This is a genomic window from Propioniciclava soli (assembly GCF_038502305.1).
GTDB lineage: Bacteria > Actinomycetota > Actinomycetes > Propionibacteriales > Propionibacteriaceae > Propioniciclava > Propioniciclava soli.
Map to the genome: position 1 here is coordinate 3284091 of NZ_CP115965.1, position 15359 is coordinate 3299449.

At 72.2% G+C, this 15359-nt stretch carries 14 protein-coding genes; 9 read left to right on the forward strand and 5 right to left on the reverse strand.

The features are described 5' to 3' along the window. On the reverse strand, window positions 1–600 hold the full coding sequence (locus tag PCC79_RS14825; RefSeq protein WP_342372273.1) for a LysR substrate-binding domain-containing protein: 600 nt from the start codon (window positions 598–600) through the stop codon (window positions 1–3). A 74-nt stretch (window positions 601–674) separates the two neighbouring features. Here PCC79_RS14825 and PCC79_RS14830 point away from each other — a divergent pair, with 74 nt between their 5' ends. The 3 genes from PCC79_RS14830 to PCC79_RS14840 are packed head-to-tail and all read left to right on the forward strand — an operon-like array spanning window position 675 to window position 2882. Then, the gene (locus PCC79_RS14830; protein ID WP_342372274.1) at window positions 675–1409 is read left to right on the forward strand and encodes a hypothetical protein; all 735 of its coding nucleotides are present in this window, start codon (window positions 675–677) and stop codon (window positions 1407–1409) included. After that, on the forward strand, window positions 1391–2128 hold the full coding sequence (locus tag PCC79_RS14835) for a class I SAM-dependent DNA methyltransferase (RefSeq protein WP_342372275.1): 738 nt from the start codon (window positions 1391–1393) through the stop codon (window positions 2126–2128). The genes PCC79_RS14830 and PCC79_RS14835 overlap by 19 nt, the downstream gene beginning before the upstream one ends. Next, the gene (locus PCC79_RS14840; protein ID WP_342372276.1) at window positions 2121–2882 is read left to right on the forward strand and encodes an alpha/beta hydrolase; all 762 of its coding nucleotides are present in this window, start codon (window positions 2121–2123) and stop codon (window positions 2880–2882) included. Before PCC79_RS14835 ends, PCC79_RS14840 begins: the two co-directional genes overlap by 8 nt. Here the strand turns inward: PCC79_RS14840 and PCC79_RS14845 are convergent, their stop codons facing one another. From PCC79_RS14845 to PCC79_RS14855, 3 genes are all read right to left on the reverse strand, one after another. Continuing rightward, window positions 2883–3734: a carbohydrate ABC transporter permease gene (locus tag PCC79_RS14845; protein ID WP_342372277.1), complete on the reverse strand. Its 852-nt coding sequence runs from the start codon at window positions 3732–3734 to the stop codon at window positions 2883–2885. Then, the gene (locus PCC79_RS14850; RefSeq protein ID WP_342373634.1) at window positions 3731–4600 is read right to left on the reverse strand and encodes a sugar ABC transporter permease; all 870 of its coding nucleotides are present in this window, start codon (window positions 4598–4600) and stop codon (window positions 3731–3733) included. Before PCC79_RS14850 ends, PCC79_RS14845 begins: the two co-directional genes overlap by 4 nt. Window positions 4601–4715: 115 nt before the next feature. After that, window positions 4716–6056 (reverse strand): ABC transporter substrate-binding protein, encoded by a 1341-nt coding sequence (locus PCC79_RS14855; RefSeq protein WP_342372278.1) that lies wholly within the window; start codon window positions 6054–6056, stop codon window positions 4716–4718. A gap of 166 nt (window positions 6057–6222) precedes the next feature. On the opposite strand from PCC79_RS14855, the gene PCC79_RS14860 reads away from it, so the two are divergent. The 5 genes from PCC79_RS14860 (at window position 6223) to PCC79_RS14880 (ending at window position 12474) form a co-directional block, all read left to right on the forward strand. Beyond that, window positions 6223–7458 (forward strand): ROK family transcriptional regulator, encoded by a 1236-nt coding sequence (locus PCC79_RS14860; RefSeq protein WP_342372279.1) that lies wholly within the window; start codon window positions 6223–6225, stop codon window positions 7456–7458. A gap of 58 nt (window positions 7459–7516) precedes the next feature. Further along, a complete protein-coding gene (locus PCC79_RS14865; protein ID WP_232547309.1) occupies window positions 7517–9307 on the forward strand; it encodes a glycoside hydrolase family 35 protein in 1791 nt (596 codons plus the stop codon). A gap of 124 nt (window positions 9308–9431) precedes the next feature. Next, on the forward strand, window positions 9432–10709 hold the full coding sequence (locus tag PCC79_RS14870) for a sugar ABC transporter substrate-binding protein (protein WP_342372280.1): 1278 nt from the start codon (window positions 9432–9434) through the stop codon (window positions 10707–10709). Window positions 10710–10717: 8 nt separating this feature from the next. Continuing rightward, window positions 10718–11650 carry a sugar ABC transporter permease gene (locus PCC79_RS14875; RefSeq protein ID WP_342372281.1) on the forward strand — a complete coding sequence of 311 codons (933 nt, stop codon included), beginning with the start codon at window positions 10718–10720 and terminating at the stop codon, window positions 11648–11650. Beyond that, window positions 11647–12474 carry a carbohydrate ABC transporter permease gene (locus PCC79_RS14880; RefSeq protein ID WP_342372282.1) on the forward strand — a complete coding sequence of 276 codons (828 nt, stop codon included), beginning with the start codon at window positions 11647–11649 and terminating at the stop codon, window positions 12472–12474. The genes PCC79_RS14875 and PCC79_RS14880 overlap by 4 nt, the downstream gene beginning before the upstream one ends. Before the next feature lie 12 nt (window positions 12475–12486). Here the strand turns inward: PCC79_RS14880 and PCC79_RS14885 are convergent, their stop codons facing one another. After that, complete coding sequence (locus PCC79_RS14885; protein ID WP_342372283.1) at window positions 12487–12852, reverse strand: PaaI family thioesterase; 366 nt, start codon at window positions 12850–12852, stop codon at window positions 12487–12489. Between the two features lie 73 nt (window positions 12853–12925). Between PCC79_RS14885 and PCC79_RS14890 the strand changes: the two genes are divergently transcribed. Beyond that, the gene (locus PCC79_RS14890) at window positions 12926–15217 is read left to right on the forward strand and encodes a RecQ family ATP-dependent DNA helicase (protein ID WP_342372284.1); all 2292 of its coding nucleotides are present in this window, start codon (window positions 12926–12928) and stop codon (window positions 15215–15217) included. Window positions 15218–15359: the final 142 nt, after the last annotated feature.

Sequence of the window (15359 nt, forward strand, 5' to 3'; positions counted from 1 at the left end):
TCAGCGTCCCCGACCGCGCCGCGGCGCCGCCCTCTCCTGTTGGGTGCGCGCGCTGTTGGCCGTCCGGCCCCGGACGATGCCGATGAATTCCTGGATCAGCGGGTGTTCCTGGTCGCGCCGCCACGCGAGCACCACCGGGACGGGCTCGGCGTCGGTGACGGGGCAGAACGTGAGATCCCGCCGGCTCGCCGAGCGCGCCACCGACATGGGCACCAGCGCCACCGCGCCCCCGAGCACGCGATCGAGGGCCACCGGCCCCTGGCCGGCCACTTCGCCCGCCGTCAACACGGTCTCGTCGGTCAGGTCGCTCAGCGTCACCGCGTCGTAGGCCGCCACAGGGTGCTCACGCGAGACCCACGCGACCACCACCTCCTCGTAGAGCGCGATGGCGTGCAGCCCGTCGGTGTCGAGCGGTAGCCGGGCGAAACAGAGGTCGACCTCGCCCGCGTCCAGCACGCGACGGACGGCGGCGTCCGCCACCTCCACCACGTCCAGCCGCGCGGGGACCCGCTCGGCCCACCGCGTCCGCCACTTGGTCAGCGTCACGCCGGGCACGTGGCCGACGCGCAGGGCGTCCGGGCTGGACGGGCTCTCGCTCATGGACGCACCGTAGCCCCCCGGCTCGGCCCAGCGGGCGAGGCGGTAGCGTGGGGCCACAATCGCGGAGGTCACCCATGCGCCAGTACGTCCTGCAGCTCGCCGGCCGCGCCGGGCCGGGCGGTGCGCTGCGCGCCGCCGACGTCGCCCGCCTGTGCACCGCCGTGCAGACCCTCGTCTACCGGTTGTACCGCCACGCCACCGAGGAGCTCGACCGCGGCCGGCAACCGCAGGCCGTCGAGCAGCTCAGCGCCCTCGGCGTCCACATGCCCGACGAGGGCACCGTGGTGTTTCGCGTCGGCGAGGAGGGCGTCCTCGACCTCGACCCCCTCGCCGAGCAGGTGGACGCCCACGCGTGGCGGCTGCTGCAGGGCCTGGCCGCGGGTGAGCGCCCGCCCGGCACGCCGGCCACGGTGGCGGACGCCGTCGCCGCCCTCCTCCGCGCCCTGACGCGGGCCGCGACCGGAGCGACCGTGACGATCCCCGGGCACGGCGAGGTACGCCTCGCCACGGGTCACCTCGCTCGCGAGCCGTGGGAGCGCCGCGCCCCGAAGGATCTGCGCACCGTCGTCGGCGAGCTGCAGATGGCCGACCTGCGCTCCGACCGCTGCCGCGTGGTGGACGCCGACGGTCACGTCATCGAGCTGCACGACGTGCGCGGCATCACCGAGGCGGCCCGCCTCGTCGGCGCCCAGGTGCAGGCCACCGGCTGGTTCACCGAGCAGCTCCACGGCCGCGGTCGCCTCGACGTGATCGGCACCGTGACCCCGGCCGCCGAGCAGGACTCCCTGCCGTGGAACGACCCGTCGTAGCCGCCGAGCGCGCGGTGCAAGCCGCCTACGACGCGGTCGCCGACACCTACGCAGACTTCTACACCGCCACCGAGGGCGAGCAGCCGGAGGACCTGGCGATGATCGACCGGTTCTGCGCCGCCGTGCGGGGGCCCCGGCGGGTGCTGGACGCCGGCTGCGGCGCCGGCCGGCTGCTGCCCTACCTGGCCGCCCGTGGCTGCAACCCCGCCGGGGTGGACCTGTCCGCGGGGATGATCCGTCGCGCGCGGAGCGACCATCCGGGGTTCCCGACGGCCGTCGCGTCCCTGACCGCCCTGCCGTTCCCCGACGCCACGTTCGACGGCGTGTTTGCCTGGTACTCGCTGATCCACACCCCGGACGCCTCTTTGCCCCCGATCGTGGCGGAGCTGAGGCGGGTGCTGACTCCCGGGGGCGTGCTGCTGGTGGCGTTCCAGGCCGGCGAGGGCGTCCGCGACATCGGGGCTGCCTTCGGTCCGTACGGGCACGACGTCACCCTGCTGCGTCACCACCGCTCGGCGGCATCGATGGAAAGGATGCTGGCGGCTGAGGGCTTCGTCCCGCTCGACCGCCTCGAGCGTCCGCCCGTCGCAGGCGAGCGCGAAGATCAGGTGGTGCTGATCGTCGAGGTCCCCGCCCCGGCCGACCTGGCCGCCCCGGAAAGGCGCATCGCGGCAGCGGCCACCCGAGGCGCCGTCGGGCAGGATGGGACGCATGGCTGACCTCGACTGGACGTTCCACGCCGCCGGCGACGCGGTGGCCCCCTGCGTGCTCGTCCTGCCCGGCGGCGGCTATGAACACCTGGCCGTCCACGAGGGTGAACCCGTGGCCGCCTGGCTCAACTCGCTCGGCCTCCACGCCGCGGTGCTGCGCTACGCGACCGGCGACCAGTGCTGGCCCGACCCCCTCGAGGACGCCCGCGCCGCCCTCCGCGCGCTGCGCTCGGGCGCGACGCCGCTGCCCGTCGACCGCCGCCGCGTCAGCGTTCTCGGCTTCTCCGCCGGGGGGCACCTCGCTGCGCTGCTGGCCACCGACACCCCGGAGGTCTCCGGCGCGGACCCGGACACCTTCGCCGGCCGGCCGGACGCCGCCCTGCTCTGCTACCCGGTGACCGACCTGCGCGAGGCGCTGCTCGGGCGCATCCCGAACCTCCACGTCCGCTCCGGGGAGACCCTGCTCGGCGAGGACGCCGGTGACCACCTGCGCGCCGAGCTCTCCATCCCCACCCGCATCACCGCGCCCGAGGAGGAGCCCACCCCGCCGTTGTTCCTGTGGACGACCAGCGACGACGCCGGCGTCCCGGTGCTGCACGCGATCACGCTGATGACCGCCCTCGGCGTCGCGGGCGTCCCGTTCGAAGCGCACGTGTTCCGCAGCGGACGCCACGGGCTCGGCCTGGCCGACGCGGAGCCGGAGGTGGCCCAGTGGACGACGCTGGCGCAGCGGTGGCTGGCGTCCCTGGGCTGGCTGGACTGACTACTTCACCGCACCGCTGGCCAGACCCGCCTGCCAGTAGCGCTGCAGGCCGAGGAACAGCACGATCAGCGGCAGCACACCGAGCAGCGCCCCCTGCAGCACGGCGCCGTACTGCGGGTTGAAGTAGCTCATCATGCCGTAGAGACCGACGGTGACCGGCTTGAGCTCGTTGGTGGTGAGCATCATCAACGGCAGCAGGAAGTTGTTCCAGGTGGCGACGAAGATGAACAGGAAGATCGTCACCATGGCCGGCGCGAGCAGGCGCAGCACGACGGCGAAGAAGATCCGCAGCTCGGACGCCCCGTCCAGCCGGGCGGCCTCCAGCAGTTCGTCCGGCACGGACGCCTCGACGTAGATGCGGCCGAGGAACACCCCGAACGGGCTGACGCACGAGGGGATGATGACGGCCCACGGGGTGTTCACCAGCCCCAGCTGGATGAACAGCAGATACAGCGGCACGGTGAGCAGCGCGATCGGGAAGAGCAGCCCGGCCAGCACCGCCACCTGGACGGCCGCGCCGCCCGGCGTCCGGAATTTCGCCAGCCCGTAGCCCGCCGCGACGGACACGAGCGTGCCGATCACGCCGGCGGCGGCCGAGTAGAACACCGAGTTGCCCACCCAGCGCCAGAACTGGTTCTGCGTCCAGGCCAGCAGGGTGGCGTAGTTCTCGGCGATGTGGTTGGCAGCGGGCAGCAGGCCGCTGGTGATGTAGAGATCCTGGTTGCTCTTGGTGGCCGAGACCACCACCCAGTACACGGGCCCGAGGAAGTACAGCAGCGCCCCGATGAGCACCAGCCAGGTCACCACCACGGTCGCCCGGCGCGGACGCGCCGCCCCCCACGCCGCGCTCATCGGGCCAGCCTCCGCTGCGCGAGGGCGTACCCGGCGGCCAGGACGCCGGCGAACACGGCCATGACGATCGACACCGCCGACGCCGGCCCGGCCCCGGACGGTTGCACCTGGCCAGTCATGGCGTTGTAGGCGAGCATCATCGGGGTGAAGTCGTTGCCCATCCACGGGTTGACGGTGGCGAGCACCGTGGGCTCGTTGAAGAGCTGGATCGTGCCGATGATCGACAGCAGCACCGCCAGCAGCGCCGCCGGGGCCACCATCGGAACCTTGATCGCCCACACGATCCGCGCCTCGGACGCCCCGTCGATCCGGGCCGCCTCGTACAGCTCGCGCGGGATCGCCTGGAGTGCCGCGAGGAAGATCAGCATGTTGTAGCCCGCGAACGTCCACGTGGTCATGTTCGCCATCGAGACGAGGATCATCTGCGGGTGGAAGAAGTCGATCGGCGCCCCGACCGCGCCCAGCACCTGGTTGATGGGCGACAGCCGCGGGCTGTAGATGTAGGTCCACAGCAACGCGGCGATGACGCCGGGGATGGCGAACGGCAGGAAGAACCCCAGCCGGAACACGGTCACCCGGCGGACGACCTCGGAGTCGAGCAGCAGCGCCAACAGCAGCGCCAAACCGATCATGACCGGGATCTGGAAGATGCCGAAGAGCACGACCCGGCCCAGCCCCGCCCACAGCGCGGGGGTGGCCAGCACCTGGGCGAAGTTCTCGACCCCGACGAAGGTCTCCACGAGCTCCCCGCCGCCGTAGAGACCGCCCCCGGTGGGGAGGTCTCGGTGGAACGCCGCCCGCACCGACACCACGATCGGGGCGAGGAAGCACAGGGCGAAGAGCAAGACGAACGGGGAGAGGAACATCCAGCCGGTGCGCGCCTCGTGGCTGCGTCCGAACCCGCGGCGCCCGAACCCGCGTCCGCCGCGTGCGCGGCGGTCACGTGCGGCCATGGTTGTTCCCCTCCCCGTCGCCGCCACGTCAGCGAGCCACCGGCAGGCCGGCGTCCTCCAGCGACGACACCGACGCCTCCTGGGCGGTGGTGAAGATGTCCATCACCGTGCCCTGCCCCGACCCGGCCCGGTCCGCCGCGGCAGCCATCTCGGCCCCGATCGCGGGGTAGGTGGGGATGTAGGGGAAGTCGGGGTTCAGGTTCTCGTTGGCGGTGGCCAGCTCGGCGAACACGTCTTGGCCGCCGTAGAAGGTGCGGATCGCCTCGGGCGTCTCCATCGGGCCGGTGGCGGCCACGACGAGGCCCTGGGAGACGAGCGCGTCGATCTGCGTGTTGAGCCAGTTGTTGAACTCCATGGCCTCCGCCGGGTGATCGCAGGTGCGCAGCACCACGACGCCGGAGCCGCCATCGGGGCCCGTCATGGCCTCCGACCCGAAGGACGGGAGCTGCGCCACCGACCACTGGCCCTCGTTGGCGGTGCCCGCCATGTCGCCGGCCAGCAGCGGGGCCTCCCAGGCCGCGCCGATCGTGCCGATGAGCGACTGGTCGTTCAGCGCACCCCGGAAGCCGTCGCCCCAGCGCTGCTCCACGAGCGCAGCGTCGGAGTCGAGCAGGTCCTGCCACAGGCCGGCCACCTGCTGGGACGCCTCGCCCGCGGCATCCACGCGCCAGGCGTCGTTCTCGGCGGAGAACCAGGTGCCGCCCGCTGCGGCCGCCTGCGCCGAGAGCCAGTACTGCGCCTCGTCGGGCTGGAACGCGACCACGTACTTGCCCTGGCCGGCCGCCGTCTTGGCGACGTCGGCGAGCTCGGTCATCGTGGTGGGCACGGTCAGCCCGAGGCGCTCGAACTCCGCGGCGTTGTAGTAGTAGACGAGGGGGCCGCCGTCCTGGGGCAGGCCCACCGTCGTGCCGCCCACGGTCATGAGGCTGAAGGCGCCCGCGGAGTAGTTGTCGGCGTACCCGGCCGCCTCGCTCGTCACATCGGCCAGCAGGCCGCGGGTGAACAGCGAGGGCACCTCGGCGTACCCGGCCTGCGCCAGGCACGGCGCGGTGCCGGCCTGCACGTCGGCCTCGATCTTGGTGATCATCTCGGCGGCGCGGCCGTCGAACTTGGTCGCCGTCACCTGGATGTCGGGGTTCTCCTCGTTCCACTGCTCCGCCAGCTCGGCCACCTTGGTCATGCCCTCGCCGTCGGGCAGGCGGTGCAGGTAGGCGATCTCCACCGGCTCGCCACCGGTGACGGCGGTGGTGCCCGGGGCCGCCGGGCTCGGTGCGGTGGTGGTCGCCTGCGTCCCCGCGCAGGCGGAGGTCGCTGCGAGCGCTGCGACGGCCGCGAGGACGCCGGCTGCGCGGGCCACGGTGTGCTCCATGGGGCGTCTGCCTCTCTGCTGAGCCCGCACCAGCGCGGGCATTGATTGTTCGTACAGCATCCTAACTAATCAAGCGGCTGTCAAGGTCCCCCCGCACGTGACACAATCGGGCCTGTCGGACGCCGCGTCCGCCCACACCCCACCGCAACCGACGAGGAGCACCGAGATGGCAGCAGGCACACCGGGGGTCGGTCGCGTCGCGCAGGCCGAGATGCGGTCGGCCAACATGGGCCTGCTGCTGCGGCACCTGCGCGCACACGGCGGACGCTCCCGGGCCCGGCTGGCACAGGAGACCGGCCTGTCGAAGGCGACCACCTCGAGCCTCGTCACCGACCTGGCCCAGCGGGGCTTGGTGCGCGAGGGCGCGCTGGAGCGGGGTGGCGCGGTGGGGCGTCCGGGCACGACCGTCGCCCTGGACGGCAGCGGGGTGGCCGGCATCGGCATCGAGCTGGCCGTCGACTATGCGTCCTTCACAGCCGTCACCCTCGCGGGCACCGTGGTGCGCGAGCAGGTCTCCCCGCTCGACGTGGCCCACCTCCCCCTGGCCGAGGTGCTGGACCGGACGGCCACCCAGCTGCAGCGCATGATCCACTCCCTCGCCGAGTCGGGCACCCGGGTGGCCGGCATCACCGTCTCGCCGCCCGGCATCATCGACTACGCCAGCGGCTCGCTGCGCTTCGCGCCCAATCTGGGGTGGCGCGACGTGGCGCTGGTCAGGGAATACGCGACCCGCCTGAGCGAGCCGACCCCGCCGATCCGCCTGGAGAACGACGCCAAGCTGGCGGCCCTGGCCGAGTCCGTCCGTTTCGCGCGCGAGGGCGTGAGTGACCTCGTCTACCTCACCGGCGACGTGGGGGTCGGCGCCGGCATCATCGCCGACGGCGCGCTGATGCGCGGCTGGGCCGGGTTCTCCGGGGAGGTCGGCCACCTGCACCTGGCCCCCGACGATCGTCCCTGCAACTGCGGGCGCACCGGATGCTGGGAGACGGTCGTCGGGCTCAACGCCCTCCTCGAGTCCGCCGCCCCGGCCGGCGACAGCCTGCGCGACCCGGGGCGTCCGATCGAGGACCGGCTCTACGAGTTGCGCCGCCGCGCCGACGCCGGGGACGCGCCCACCCTGGCCGCGCTCACCGCGATCGCCGAGCACCTGGCCGAGGGCCTCGCCGTGCTGGTGGACGTGCTCAACCCCAAGGCCATCGTGCTGGGTGGCTACTTCGCCTGGTTCGGCGCGTTCATCATCCCGGTCGCGGAGACCCGCCTGCAGGCACGGGCCCTGGACGCCGGCAACCACGCCCGCGTGGTCGCGTCCGAGCTTGGGCTGATGGCCGCGGCCCGCGGCGGCGCCTTCCTGGCCCTGGAGGACGTGTTCGCCGACCCCACGCTGGTGCCGGCCGGGGCTTGACCGCCCCTCCCGTGCGGACAATACTTCGTTTGTTGTCCGAACTTTTCAGGAGCGTGGCATGACCCTCGACATCGTCGACGGCGGGTTCGTCCGGGACGGACGCCCCCACCAGATCATCAGCGGAGCGGTGCACTACTTCCGCGTCCACCCCGAGCTGTGGCGCGACCGGCTCGAGCGCGTGGCCGCGCTGGGCCTCAACACCGTCGAGACCTACCTGGCCTGGAACTACCACGAGCGCACCCCGGGCACGATCGACTTCAGCGGCCCGCGCGACGTGCGCCGCTTCATCGAGCTGGCGGGCGAGCTGGGCCTCGACGTGCTCGTCCGGCCCGGGCCCTACATCTGTGCGGAGTGGGATTTCGGCGGCCTGCCCGCCTGGCTGATGCGCACGCCGATGGCACTCCGGACCGCCGACCCGGCGTTTCTCGCCACGGTCGACCGCTGGCTGGACGCCGCCGTCGCCGAGATCGCCCCCCTGTTGGCCACCCGCGGCGGCCCCGTCGTCGGCGTCCAGGTGGAGAACGAGTACGGCTCGTACGGCAGCGACGCCGCCTACCTCGCCCACGTGCGCGACGGCCTCGTGCGCCGCGGCGTCGACGTGTGGCTGTTCACCTCCGACGGGCCGGGGCCCGACTGGCTGGCCCACGGCGCGGTGCCCGGCGTCACGGCGACCGTGAATTTCGGCTCCCGGGTGGCCGCCTCGTTCGCCGAGCTGCGCCGCGTCCGGCCCGACGATCCGCCGGTGTGCATGGAGTTCTGGAACGGCTGGTTCGACCACTGGGGCGAGCCCCACCACACCCGCGAGGCGCAGGACGCCGCCGCCACCCTCGCCGAGATGCTCACCGCCGGGGCGGGCGTGAACTTCTACATGGCCCACGGCGGCACCAACCACGGCCTGTGGAGCGGCGCGAACCACGACGGGGAGCGCCTCCAGCCCACGGTGACCTCCTACGACTACGACGCCCCGGTGGGCGAGGCCGGCGAGCTCACCGCGAAGTTCCACGCCTACGCCGACGTCATAGCGGCCCACACGGGGCGGACGCCGCCGCCGGCCCCCGCTCCCCTGCCGCGGCACCGGCCGCAGCAGGTGGCGGTGACGGGGTGGGCGTCGTTGCTCGACCACGCCGACCTGTTCGGCCCGCCGCGCCACGCTGCGCACCCGCTGCCGTTGGAGGAGCTGGGCGCCGATCACGGGCTCGCCCTGTACGAGGGCAGCACGTTCGTGCCCCCCGAGGGCCGCGACCTCGTGCTGGAGGGGCTGGCCGACCGCGCGGAGCTGCTCGTCGACGGGGTGTCGGCGGGCACCGCCGATCGCAACGACGGCGAGGCCCGCTTTCCCCTCACCCCTCGCGCGGACGGGGCCGAGCGACAGCTGACCCTGGTGGTCGAGAACGCCGGCCGCATCAACTTCGGCCCCCGGCTCGGCGAACGCAAGGGGCTCACCGGCGTCCGGCTGGGCGATCGGTTCGTGCACGGCTGGGCCTCGCGCGCGCTCACGATCGACGACCCCGCCTGGCTGGGCGGCGTCCGCTGGTCGGCGTCGCGCCCCGCCACGGCCGGCCCGCTGCTCGCCCGCGCCGAGATGGTGGTGGACGCCCCCGCCGACGGCTTCCTCGCCCTGCCCAGCTGGGGCCGGGGCTTCTGCTGGTTGAACGGCGTCCTGCTCGGCCGGTTCGACGAGGTCGGGCCGCAGCGCACCCTGTATGCCGCCCTGCCGCTGTGGCGGGCCGGGGCCAACGAGATCGTCGTGGGCGCGCTGGCCGGGGCAGGCGTCCCGACGGACGCCGGCGTCCAGCTGCGTGACGAACCCGAGCTCGATGGGTCCGTTCACATCGTGAACAAATCCTGACCTCACACCGATCGAAGTACTCGACGGCCCGCACACTGGCCGCTACCGTGGTTCGTCAACAGCCTGAACGAATGCTCCTCCCGAGCGGGCGTGGGCACCAGGCACCGAACGAAAGGCACGCACCATGGCCACCTTCGGCACGAAGATCTGGGCGATCGGGGCCGCCGCGGCCCTGGCGCTCGCCGGCTGCGCCGGCGGCACGGGGGCCGGCACCGGCTCCGGCACCACCGGTTCGGGTGACGCGGCCTCGGGCGGCACGGACGCCCCCGAGTCGTTGACCCTCGTGGCGGCCGAGTACAGCTCGAGCCACACCAAGGCGTTCTGGGATCAGTTCGCCACCGCCTATGAGGAGAAGACCGGCATCCCCCTCGAGGTGCAGATCGTCTCGTGGGACAGCATCGACCAGCAGAGCTCGACGATGATCCAGAACAACCAGGCGCCCGACATCCTCAACCTGAACGTCTACGCGTCCTACGCCGCCGACGACCTGCTGTGGAACAGCGACGAGGTGCTGCCCGACGAGGTGAAGGACGACATTCTCGACACGTTCGTCACCTACGGCACCTACGACGGCGACTTCTACGGGTTCCCCGACCTGTCGAGCGCGCGGGCGTTCTTCTACAACACCGATCTGTTCGAGCGCGCCGGCATCGCCGCCCCTCCGACCACATGGGACGAGTTCCGCGACGCCGCGGAGAAGATCACCGCGCTGGGCGACGGCAGCATCGGCTACGCGATGCCGCTCGGCCCGGAGGAAGCCCAGGGCGAGTTCTCGATCTGGACGTTCAACAACGGCGGCGACTGGAAGTCGGACGGCTCGTGGGCCATCAACTCCCCCGAGAACGTCGAGACCCTCACCTTCATGAAGGAGCTCGCGGACGCCGGCCTCACGCAGAACAACCCCGCGCGCACCAACCGCGCCGACGCGTTCGACCTCTTCAAGTCCGGCCGCGTGGGCATGGTCGTGGGCTTCAGCCCGCTGGTGGGCCAGCTCGACGAGGAGGGCACGGTGAACTACGCGGTCGCCCCGATGCCGGTCAACGACGGCGGCGAACCGCGCACCTTCGGCGTCACCGACTACCTGATGGCGTTCAAGAAGGACAACAACCAGGAGGCCGTCCGGGCGTTCTACGAGCTCTACTACACCCCGGAGCAGGTCAACGCGTTCATCGAGGCCGAGGGCTTCCTGCCCGTCACCGAATCCGGCCTGGAGTACTTCAGCTCGAACCCCGATCTGGAGGTCTACCTCGACACGCTGCCGAACGTGAAGCTGACGCCGACCGACGACCCGACGTGGGACAGGGTGAAGCTCGCCGTGCAGCAGAACATCGGCGCCGGCATCACCGGTGACCCGCAGGCGACGCTCGACCAGCTCCAGCAGACCGCCGAGTCCGGGAGCTGACGCAGGCGATGACCACCCGATCAGTACGAGGGCGCGGACGCCGGCGCCGCAGCCCGGGCCACGTCGGCCTCGGCACGGCCCTGCTGTGGCTCGCCCCCGCCCTCGTGCTGATCATCGGGGTGGTCGCGCTGCCGGCGGTCCTGCTCGTGGACGCCTCGCTGGCCAACTTCTCCATCACGGGCCTGCGCCGCGGCAGCGCGGGCCTCGCCAACTACGTCGCCGTCCTGAACCACCCCATGCTGCCGACCGTGCTGCTCAACACCGTGGTGTGGGTGGTCGCGGTGGTGGCCATCACGATCGTGTTCAGCCTCGCCATCGCCCAGCTCGCGTCCAAGGACTTCCTCGGACGCCGCGTGCTGCGGACGGCGCTGATCCTGCCGTGGGCGGCGTCCTTGGTGATCACCGCGCAGGTCTTCATGCTGATCTACGACTACAACTACGGGCTGCTCAACCCCTTCCTGCAGACGCTCGGCCTCATTGCCGGACCGGTCGACTGGCTGGGCGACGACGCGGTCGTCCGCTGGTCGTTCATCCTGGTCGGCGTGTTCGTGTCGATCCCGTTCACGACATTCGTGTTCATCGCGGGGCTCTCCGCGATCCCCGACGACGTGTACGAGGCGGCCCGCATCGACGGCGCCTCGCCGTGGCGGGCCTACCGTTCGATCACGCTGCCGCTGCTGCGGCCGGCGCTGCTGATCGCGACCGTCCTCAACACGATCTACGTGTTCAACTCGTTCCCCATCATCTGCACCCTCAACGACCGCAACCCGGGCTACACCCACGACACGACGATCACGTTCATGTACAAGCTCGCCTTCAAGAGCCAGGAGAAGGACGTGGGCATGTCCGCCGCGGCCGGCATCCTCAATGTGCTGCTCATCCTCGTCGTCGTCGCGATCTACCTGAAGATCGTCGACCCCCGCAAGGAGGCGGACGCATGAGGGCCCGCGGCGCCCGGGGCGTCTGGCTGACCCTCGGCGGTCTCGCGCTCGCCGCCGTGTTCGCGATGCCGTACGTCATCATGCTGCTCGGTTCGCTGCGCACGAGCCAGGACAACAAGACCTCCCCGCCGTCGTTCTGGCCGCGTCAGTGGCAGTGGGACACCTACGCCCAGATCCTCTCCGACGGCCGGTTCCTCAACTGGCTCGGCTCGTCGGTGATCGTGGCGGCGGCGTCCACGCTGATCGTGATCGTCGTGGCCATCCCGGCCGCCTACATCACCGCCCGGACGCGCTTCCCGGGCCGCATGGTCTTCCTGTTCGTCGTGCTCATCACCCAGATGTTCGCGCCGACCTCGCTCGTGGTCGGCATCTACCGGCAGTTCTTCGAGCTCAACCTGGTGAACACCTACGCGGCGCTGATCCTCACCAACGCGGCGTTCAACCTGGCCTTCGCCATCTGGATCCTGCACGGCTTCTTCAGCTCGATCCCCCGCGAGATCGAGGAGGCGGCGGCGGTGGACGGCGCGGGGCGGATCCGCACGCTGGCGTCCATCATGCTGCCTCTGACCGCGCCGGGGGCTGTGACGGCGATCATCTTCACGTTCATCGCGGCATGGAACGAGTACGTCGTCGCGCTCACGCTGATCATCGACGACGAGCGCAAGCCGCTCACCGTCGGCATGCGGGCCTACGTCACGGGGTACGAGCAGCACTGGGACCAGCTGTTCGCGGCGTCCGTGATCGCGATCGTGCCCGTGGCGATCCTGTTCACCCTGATCGAGAAGCACCTCGTCGGGGGGCTGACGGCGGGGTCGGTGAAGTAGCCCGCCGGGCGGTCAGGAGCCGGAGATCGTGAACGTGCCGACGGCCTCGGCGATGTCACGGCCGTCGTCGGTGACCACCTCGGCCGACAGCAGCACCACCGCCTTGCCGCGCTTGCCGATCTCGGCGGTCGCGATCAGGGTGTCGCCCGGCTCGGCCGGGTTGAGGTAGGTCAGCGACAGCTGCAGGGTGGCGGCGGACTGGTCTTCGTCGATCTGGTCGCGCACCGTGCGGCCCATCGCCATGTCGACCAACGTGGCGATGAGGCCGCCGTGGACGGTGCCGCTGACGTTGGCGTGCCGCTCGGTGGTGGTGACCCGGACCGTGGTGTCGTCCACGGTGATGCCGAGGTGGTCGGCGAAGGGCTGTGTCTCGCTCATGGCCCCCATTCTTGCTGCCCACCGGCATGGGGCGCGACGGGAACTGTCGGTGGGGCGTGCCAAGGTGGTGGCCATGAGCAACCGTGGGCCGGTCGAACCTCCCTCCTGGCCGGACGAGCCGCCGCCGGACTTCGACGAGCTGCCGCCCGATGATCTGTGGGACGCGGTGCCGCCGCGCGACGCACCCGAGCCGGCCGCGCCGTCGATCGCGGTGCAGCGCGACGCGGCGGGGCTGCGGGAGGAGGCGGTGGCGATCCTGCGCGACCTGACCGGACGCGCGGACGCGGACTTCCACCCCGGCCAGTACGAGGCCATCGAGGCGCTGGTGGCCGAGCACCGCCGCGCGCTCGTGGTGCAGCGCACCGGGTGGGGCAAGTCGGCGGTGTACTTCATCGCGGCGTTGCTGCAGCGGCGCGCCGGGGCGGGGCCGGCGCTCATCGTGTCCCCGTTGCTGGCGTTGATGCGCGACCAGGTGGCCGCGGCCGAGCGGGCCGGCGTCCGCGCTGCGGCGATCAACTCGGCGAACGTCACCGAGTGGCGCTCGATCGAGGAGCAGCTGGACGCCGACGCCGTCGACGTGCTGTTCGTGTCGCCGGAACGCCTGGTCAACCCGAAGTTCCGGGCCGAGCAGCTGCCGCGGCTCGTGCGCACGTGCGGGCTGTTGGTGGTGGACGAGGCGCACTGCATCAGCGACTGGGGCCACGACTTCCGGCCCGACTACCGGCGCATCCGCGACCTCATCGCCGAGCTGCCGGCCGGCGTCCCCGTGCTGGCGACCACCGCGACGGCCAACGCCCGCGTGGTCGCCGACGTGGAGGAGCAGATGGCCGCCGGCGGTCACGCCGTGTTCACGCTGCGGGGTGCGCTGGCGCGCGACTCGTTGCGTTTGGGCGTCCTTGATGTGGGGACGCCCGCGCGCCGCCTCGCGTGGCTCGCCGAGCACCTCGACGCGCTGCCGGGCTCGGGCATCGTGTACTGCCTCACCGTGAGCGGGGCCGAGGACGCGGCGCGCCTGCTGGCGAGCGCCGGGCACCGGGTGTTGCCCTACACCGGCCGCACCGACGCCGCCGAGCGCGAGGCGGCGGAAGAGGCGCTGAAGGCCAACGAGGTGAAGGCCCTGGTGGCGACCTCGGCGCTCGGCATGGGGTTCGACAAGCCCGACCTCGGGTTCGTCGTGCACTTGGGTGCGCCCAGCTCGCCGGTGGCGTACTACCAGCAGGTGGGCCGCGCCGGCCGCGCGACCCCGAGCGCCGACGTCCTGCTGCTGCCCGGCACCGAGGACCGGGAGATCTGGCACTACTTCGCCACCAACGCGATGCCCACCCAGGCCCGGGCGGACGCCGTGCTGGCCTGTCTGGCCGAGGCCGGCGGGCCGCTCTCGGTGCCGGCGCTGGAGGCACGCGTCGACATCCGGCGCGGCCCGTTGGAGCTGCTGCTGAAGGTGCTGGCGGTCGACGGCGTGGTGGAGAACGTGCAGGGCGGGTGGATCGGCACCGGACGTCCATGGACCTACGACGCCGAGCGCTACGAGCGCATCGCCGCCGCGCGCGTTGCCGAGCAGGAGGCGATGCTCGGTTACGAGCGCCTGGCGGGCGACGGGTGCCGGATGCAGTTCCTCACCGATGCGCTCGACGACCCCCACGCCGCGCGCTGCGGCCGCTGCGACGTGTGCGCCGAGCCGTGGTACCCCACCGAGATCACGGTGGCGAACCTCACCGAGGCCCAGGACACCCTGGATCGGGTCGGCGTCCCCGTCGCGCCGCGGGCGCTGTGGCCCAACGGGCTCGACACGCTGGGGGTGCTGGCCGACGGCGCGCCCGTGAAGGGCAAGATCCCGCCGGCCGAGCAGGTCGAGGAGGGCCGGGTCGTCGCCCGGCTCACCGACCTCGGCTGGGGTGGCCGCCTGCGCGACCTGTTCGCCCCCGACGCCGAGGGCCGCCAACCCGACGCCCCCGTGCCGCCCGAGCTGGGCGCCGCGGTGGTGCGGGTGCTGGCCGGCTGGGGCTGGAGCGAGCGGCCGGTGGCCGTGGCCTGGGTGCCGAGCCTGACGCGTCCGGCCCTGGTGGAGTCCCTGGCCACGGGAGTCGCCCGCGTCGGACGCCTCGAGGTGCTCGGGTCGCTGGATCTGGCCGCGGGGGCCGAGCCGCTCAACCGCTCGACCAACTCGGCCTACCGGGTGCGCGACGTGTGGGGACGCTTCACGGTCGGCGAGGCGATGACCCGGCGGCTGGGCGAGCTTGAGGGCCCGGTGCTGCTGATCGACGACCTGATCGACTCCCGCTGGACCCTGACCGTCGCCGGACGCCTCCTCCGCCGCGCCGGAGCGGCCTCCGTCCTCCCCCTGGCGTTGGCGTCCGTGGCCTGAGCGCTCGGGAATGTCCCCAGCGATCCGGACGCCTCCCTAGCGATCCGCGCGCCTCCCTAGCGATCCAGCCACCCCCCTGCCATCGCTGCACCCCCCTGCCGTTGCACCAGCAGGGGGGTGAGTTCCGGACAGGGCGGCGGCA

What these genes read in the sequence shown, in the direction of transcription:
- PCC79_RS14825 (WP_342372273.1), bottom strand. Translation starts at nt 600, where the DNA reads ATGAGCGAGAGCCCGTCCAGCCCGGACGCCCTGCGCGTCGGCCACGTG.
- PCC79_RS14830 (WP_342372274.1), top strand. Translation starts at nt 675, where the DNA reads ATGCGCCAGTACGTCCTGCAGCTCGCCGGCCGCGCCGGGCCGGGCGGT.
- PCC79_RS14840 (WP_342372276.1), top strand. Translation starts at nt 2,121, where the DNA reads ATGGCTGACCTCGACTGGACGTTCCACGCCGCCGGCGACGCGGTGGCC.
- PCC79_RS14845 (WP_342372277.1), bottom strand. Translation starts at nt 3,734, where the DNA reads ATGAGCGCGGCGTGGGGGGCGGCGCGTCCGCGCCGGGCGACCGTGGTG.
- PCC79_RS14850 (WP_342373634.1), bottom strand. Translation starts at nt 4,600, where the DNA reads ATGTTCCTCTCCCCGTTCGTCTTGCTCTTCGCCCTGTGCTTCCTCGCC.
- PCC79_RS14855 (WP_342372278.1), bottom strand. Translation starts at nt 6,056, where the DNA reads ATGGAGCACACCGTGGCCCGCGCAGCCGGCGTCCTCGCGGCCGTCGCA.
- PCC79_RS14860 (WP_342372279.1), top strand. Translation starts at nt 6,223, where the DNA reads ATGGCAGCAGGCACACCGGGGGTCGGTCGCGTCGCGCAGGCCGAGATG.
- PCC79_RS14865 (WP_232547309.1), top strand. Translation starts at nt 7,517, where the DNA reads ATGACCCTCGACATCGTCGACGGCGGGTTCGTCCGGGACGGACGCCCC.
- PCC79_RS14870 (WP_342372280.1), top strand. Translation starts at nt 9,432, where the DNA reads ATGGCCACCTTCGGCACGAAGATCTGGGCGATCGGGGCCGCCGCGGCC.
- PCC79_RS14875 (WP_342372281.1), top strand. Translation starts at nt 10,718, where the DNA reads ATGACCACCCGATCAGTACGAGGGCGCGGACGCCGGCGCCGCAGCCCG.
- PCC79_RS14880 (WP_342372282.1), top strand. Translation starts at nt 11,647, where the DNA reads ATGAGGGCCCGCGGCGCCCGGGGCGTCTGGCTGACCCTCGGCGGTCTC.
- PCC79_RS14885 (WP_342372283.1), bottom strand. Translation starts at nt 12,852, where the DNA reads ATGAGCGAGACACAGCCCTTCGCCGACCACCTCGGCATCACCGTGGAC.
- PCC79_RS14890 (WP_342372284.1), top strand. Translation starts at nt 12,926, where the DNA reads ATGAGCAACCGTGGGCCGGTCGAACCTCCCTCCTGGCCGGACGAGCCG.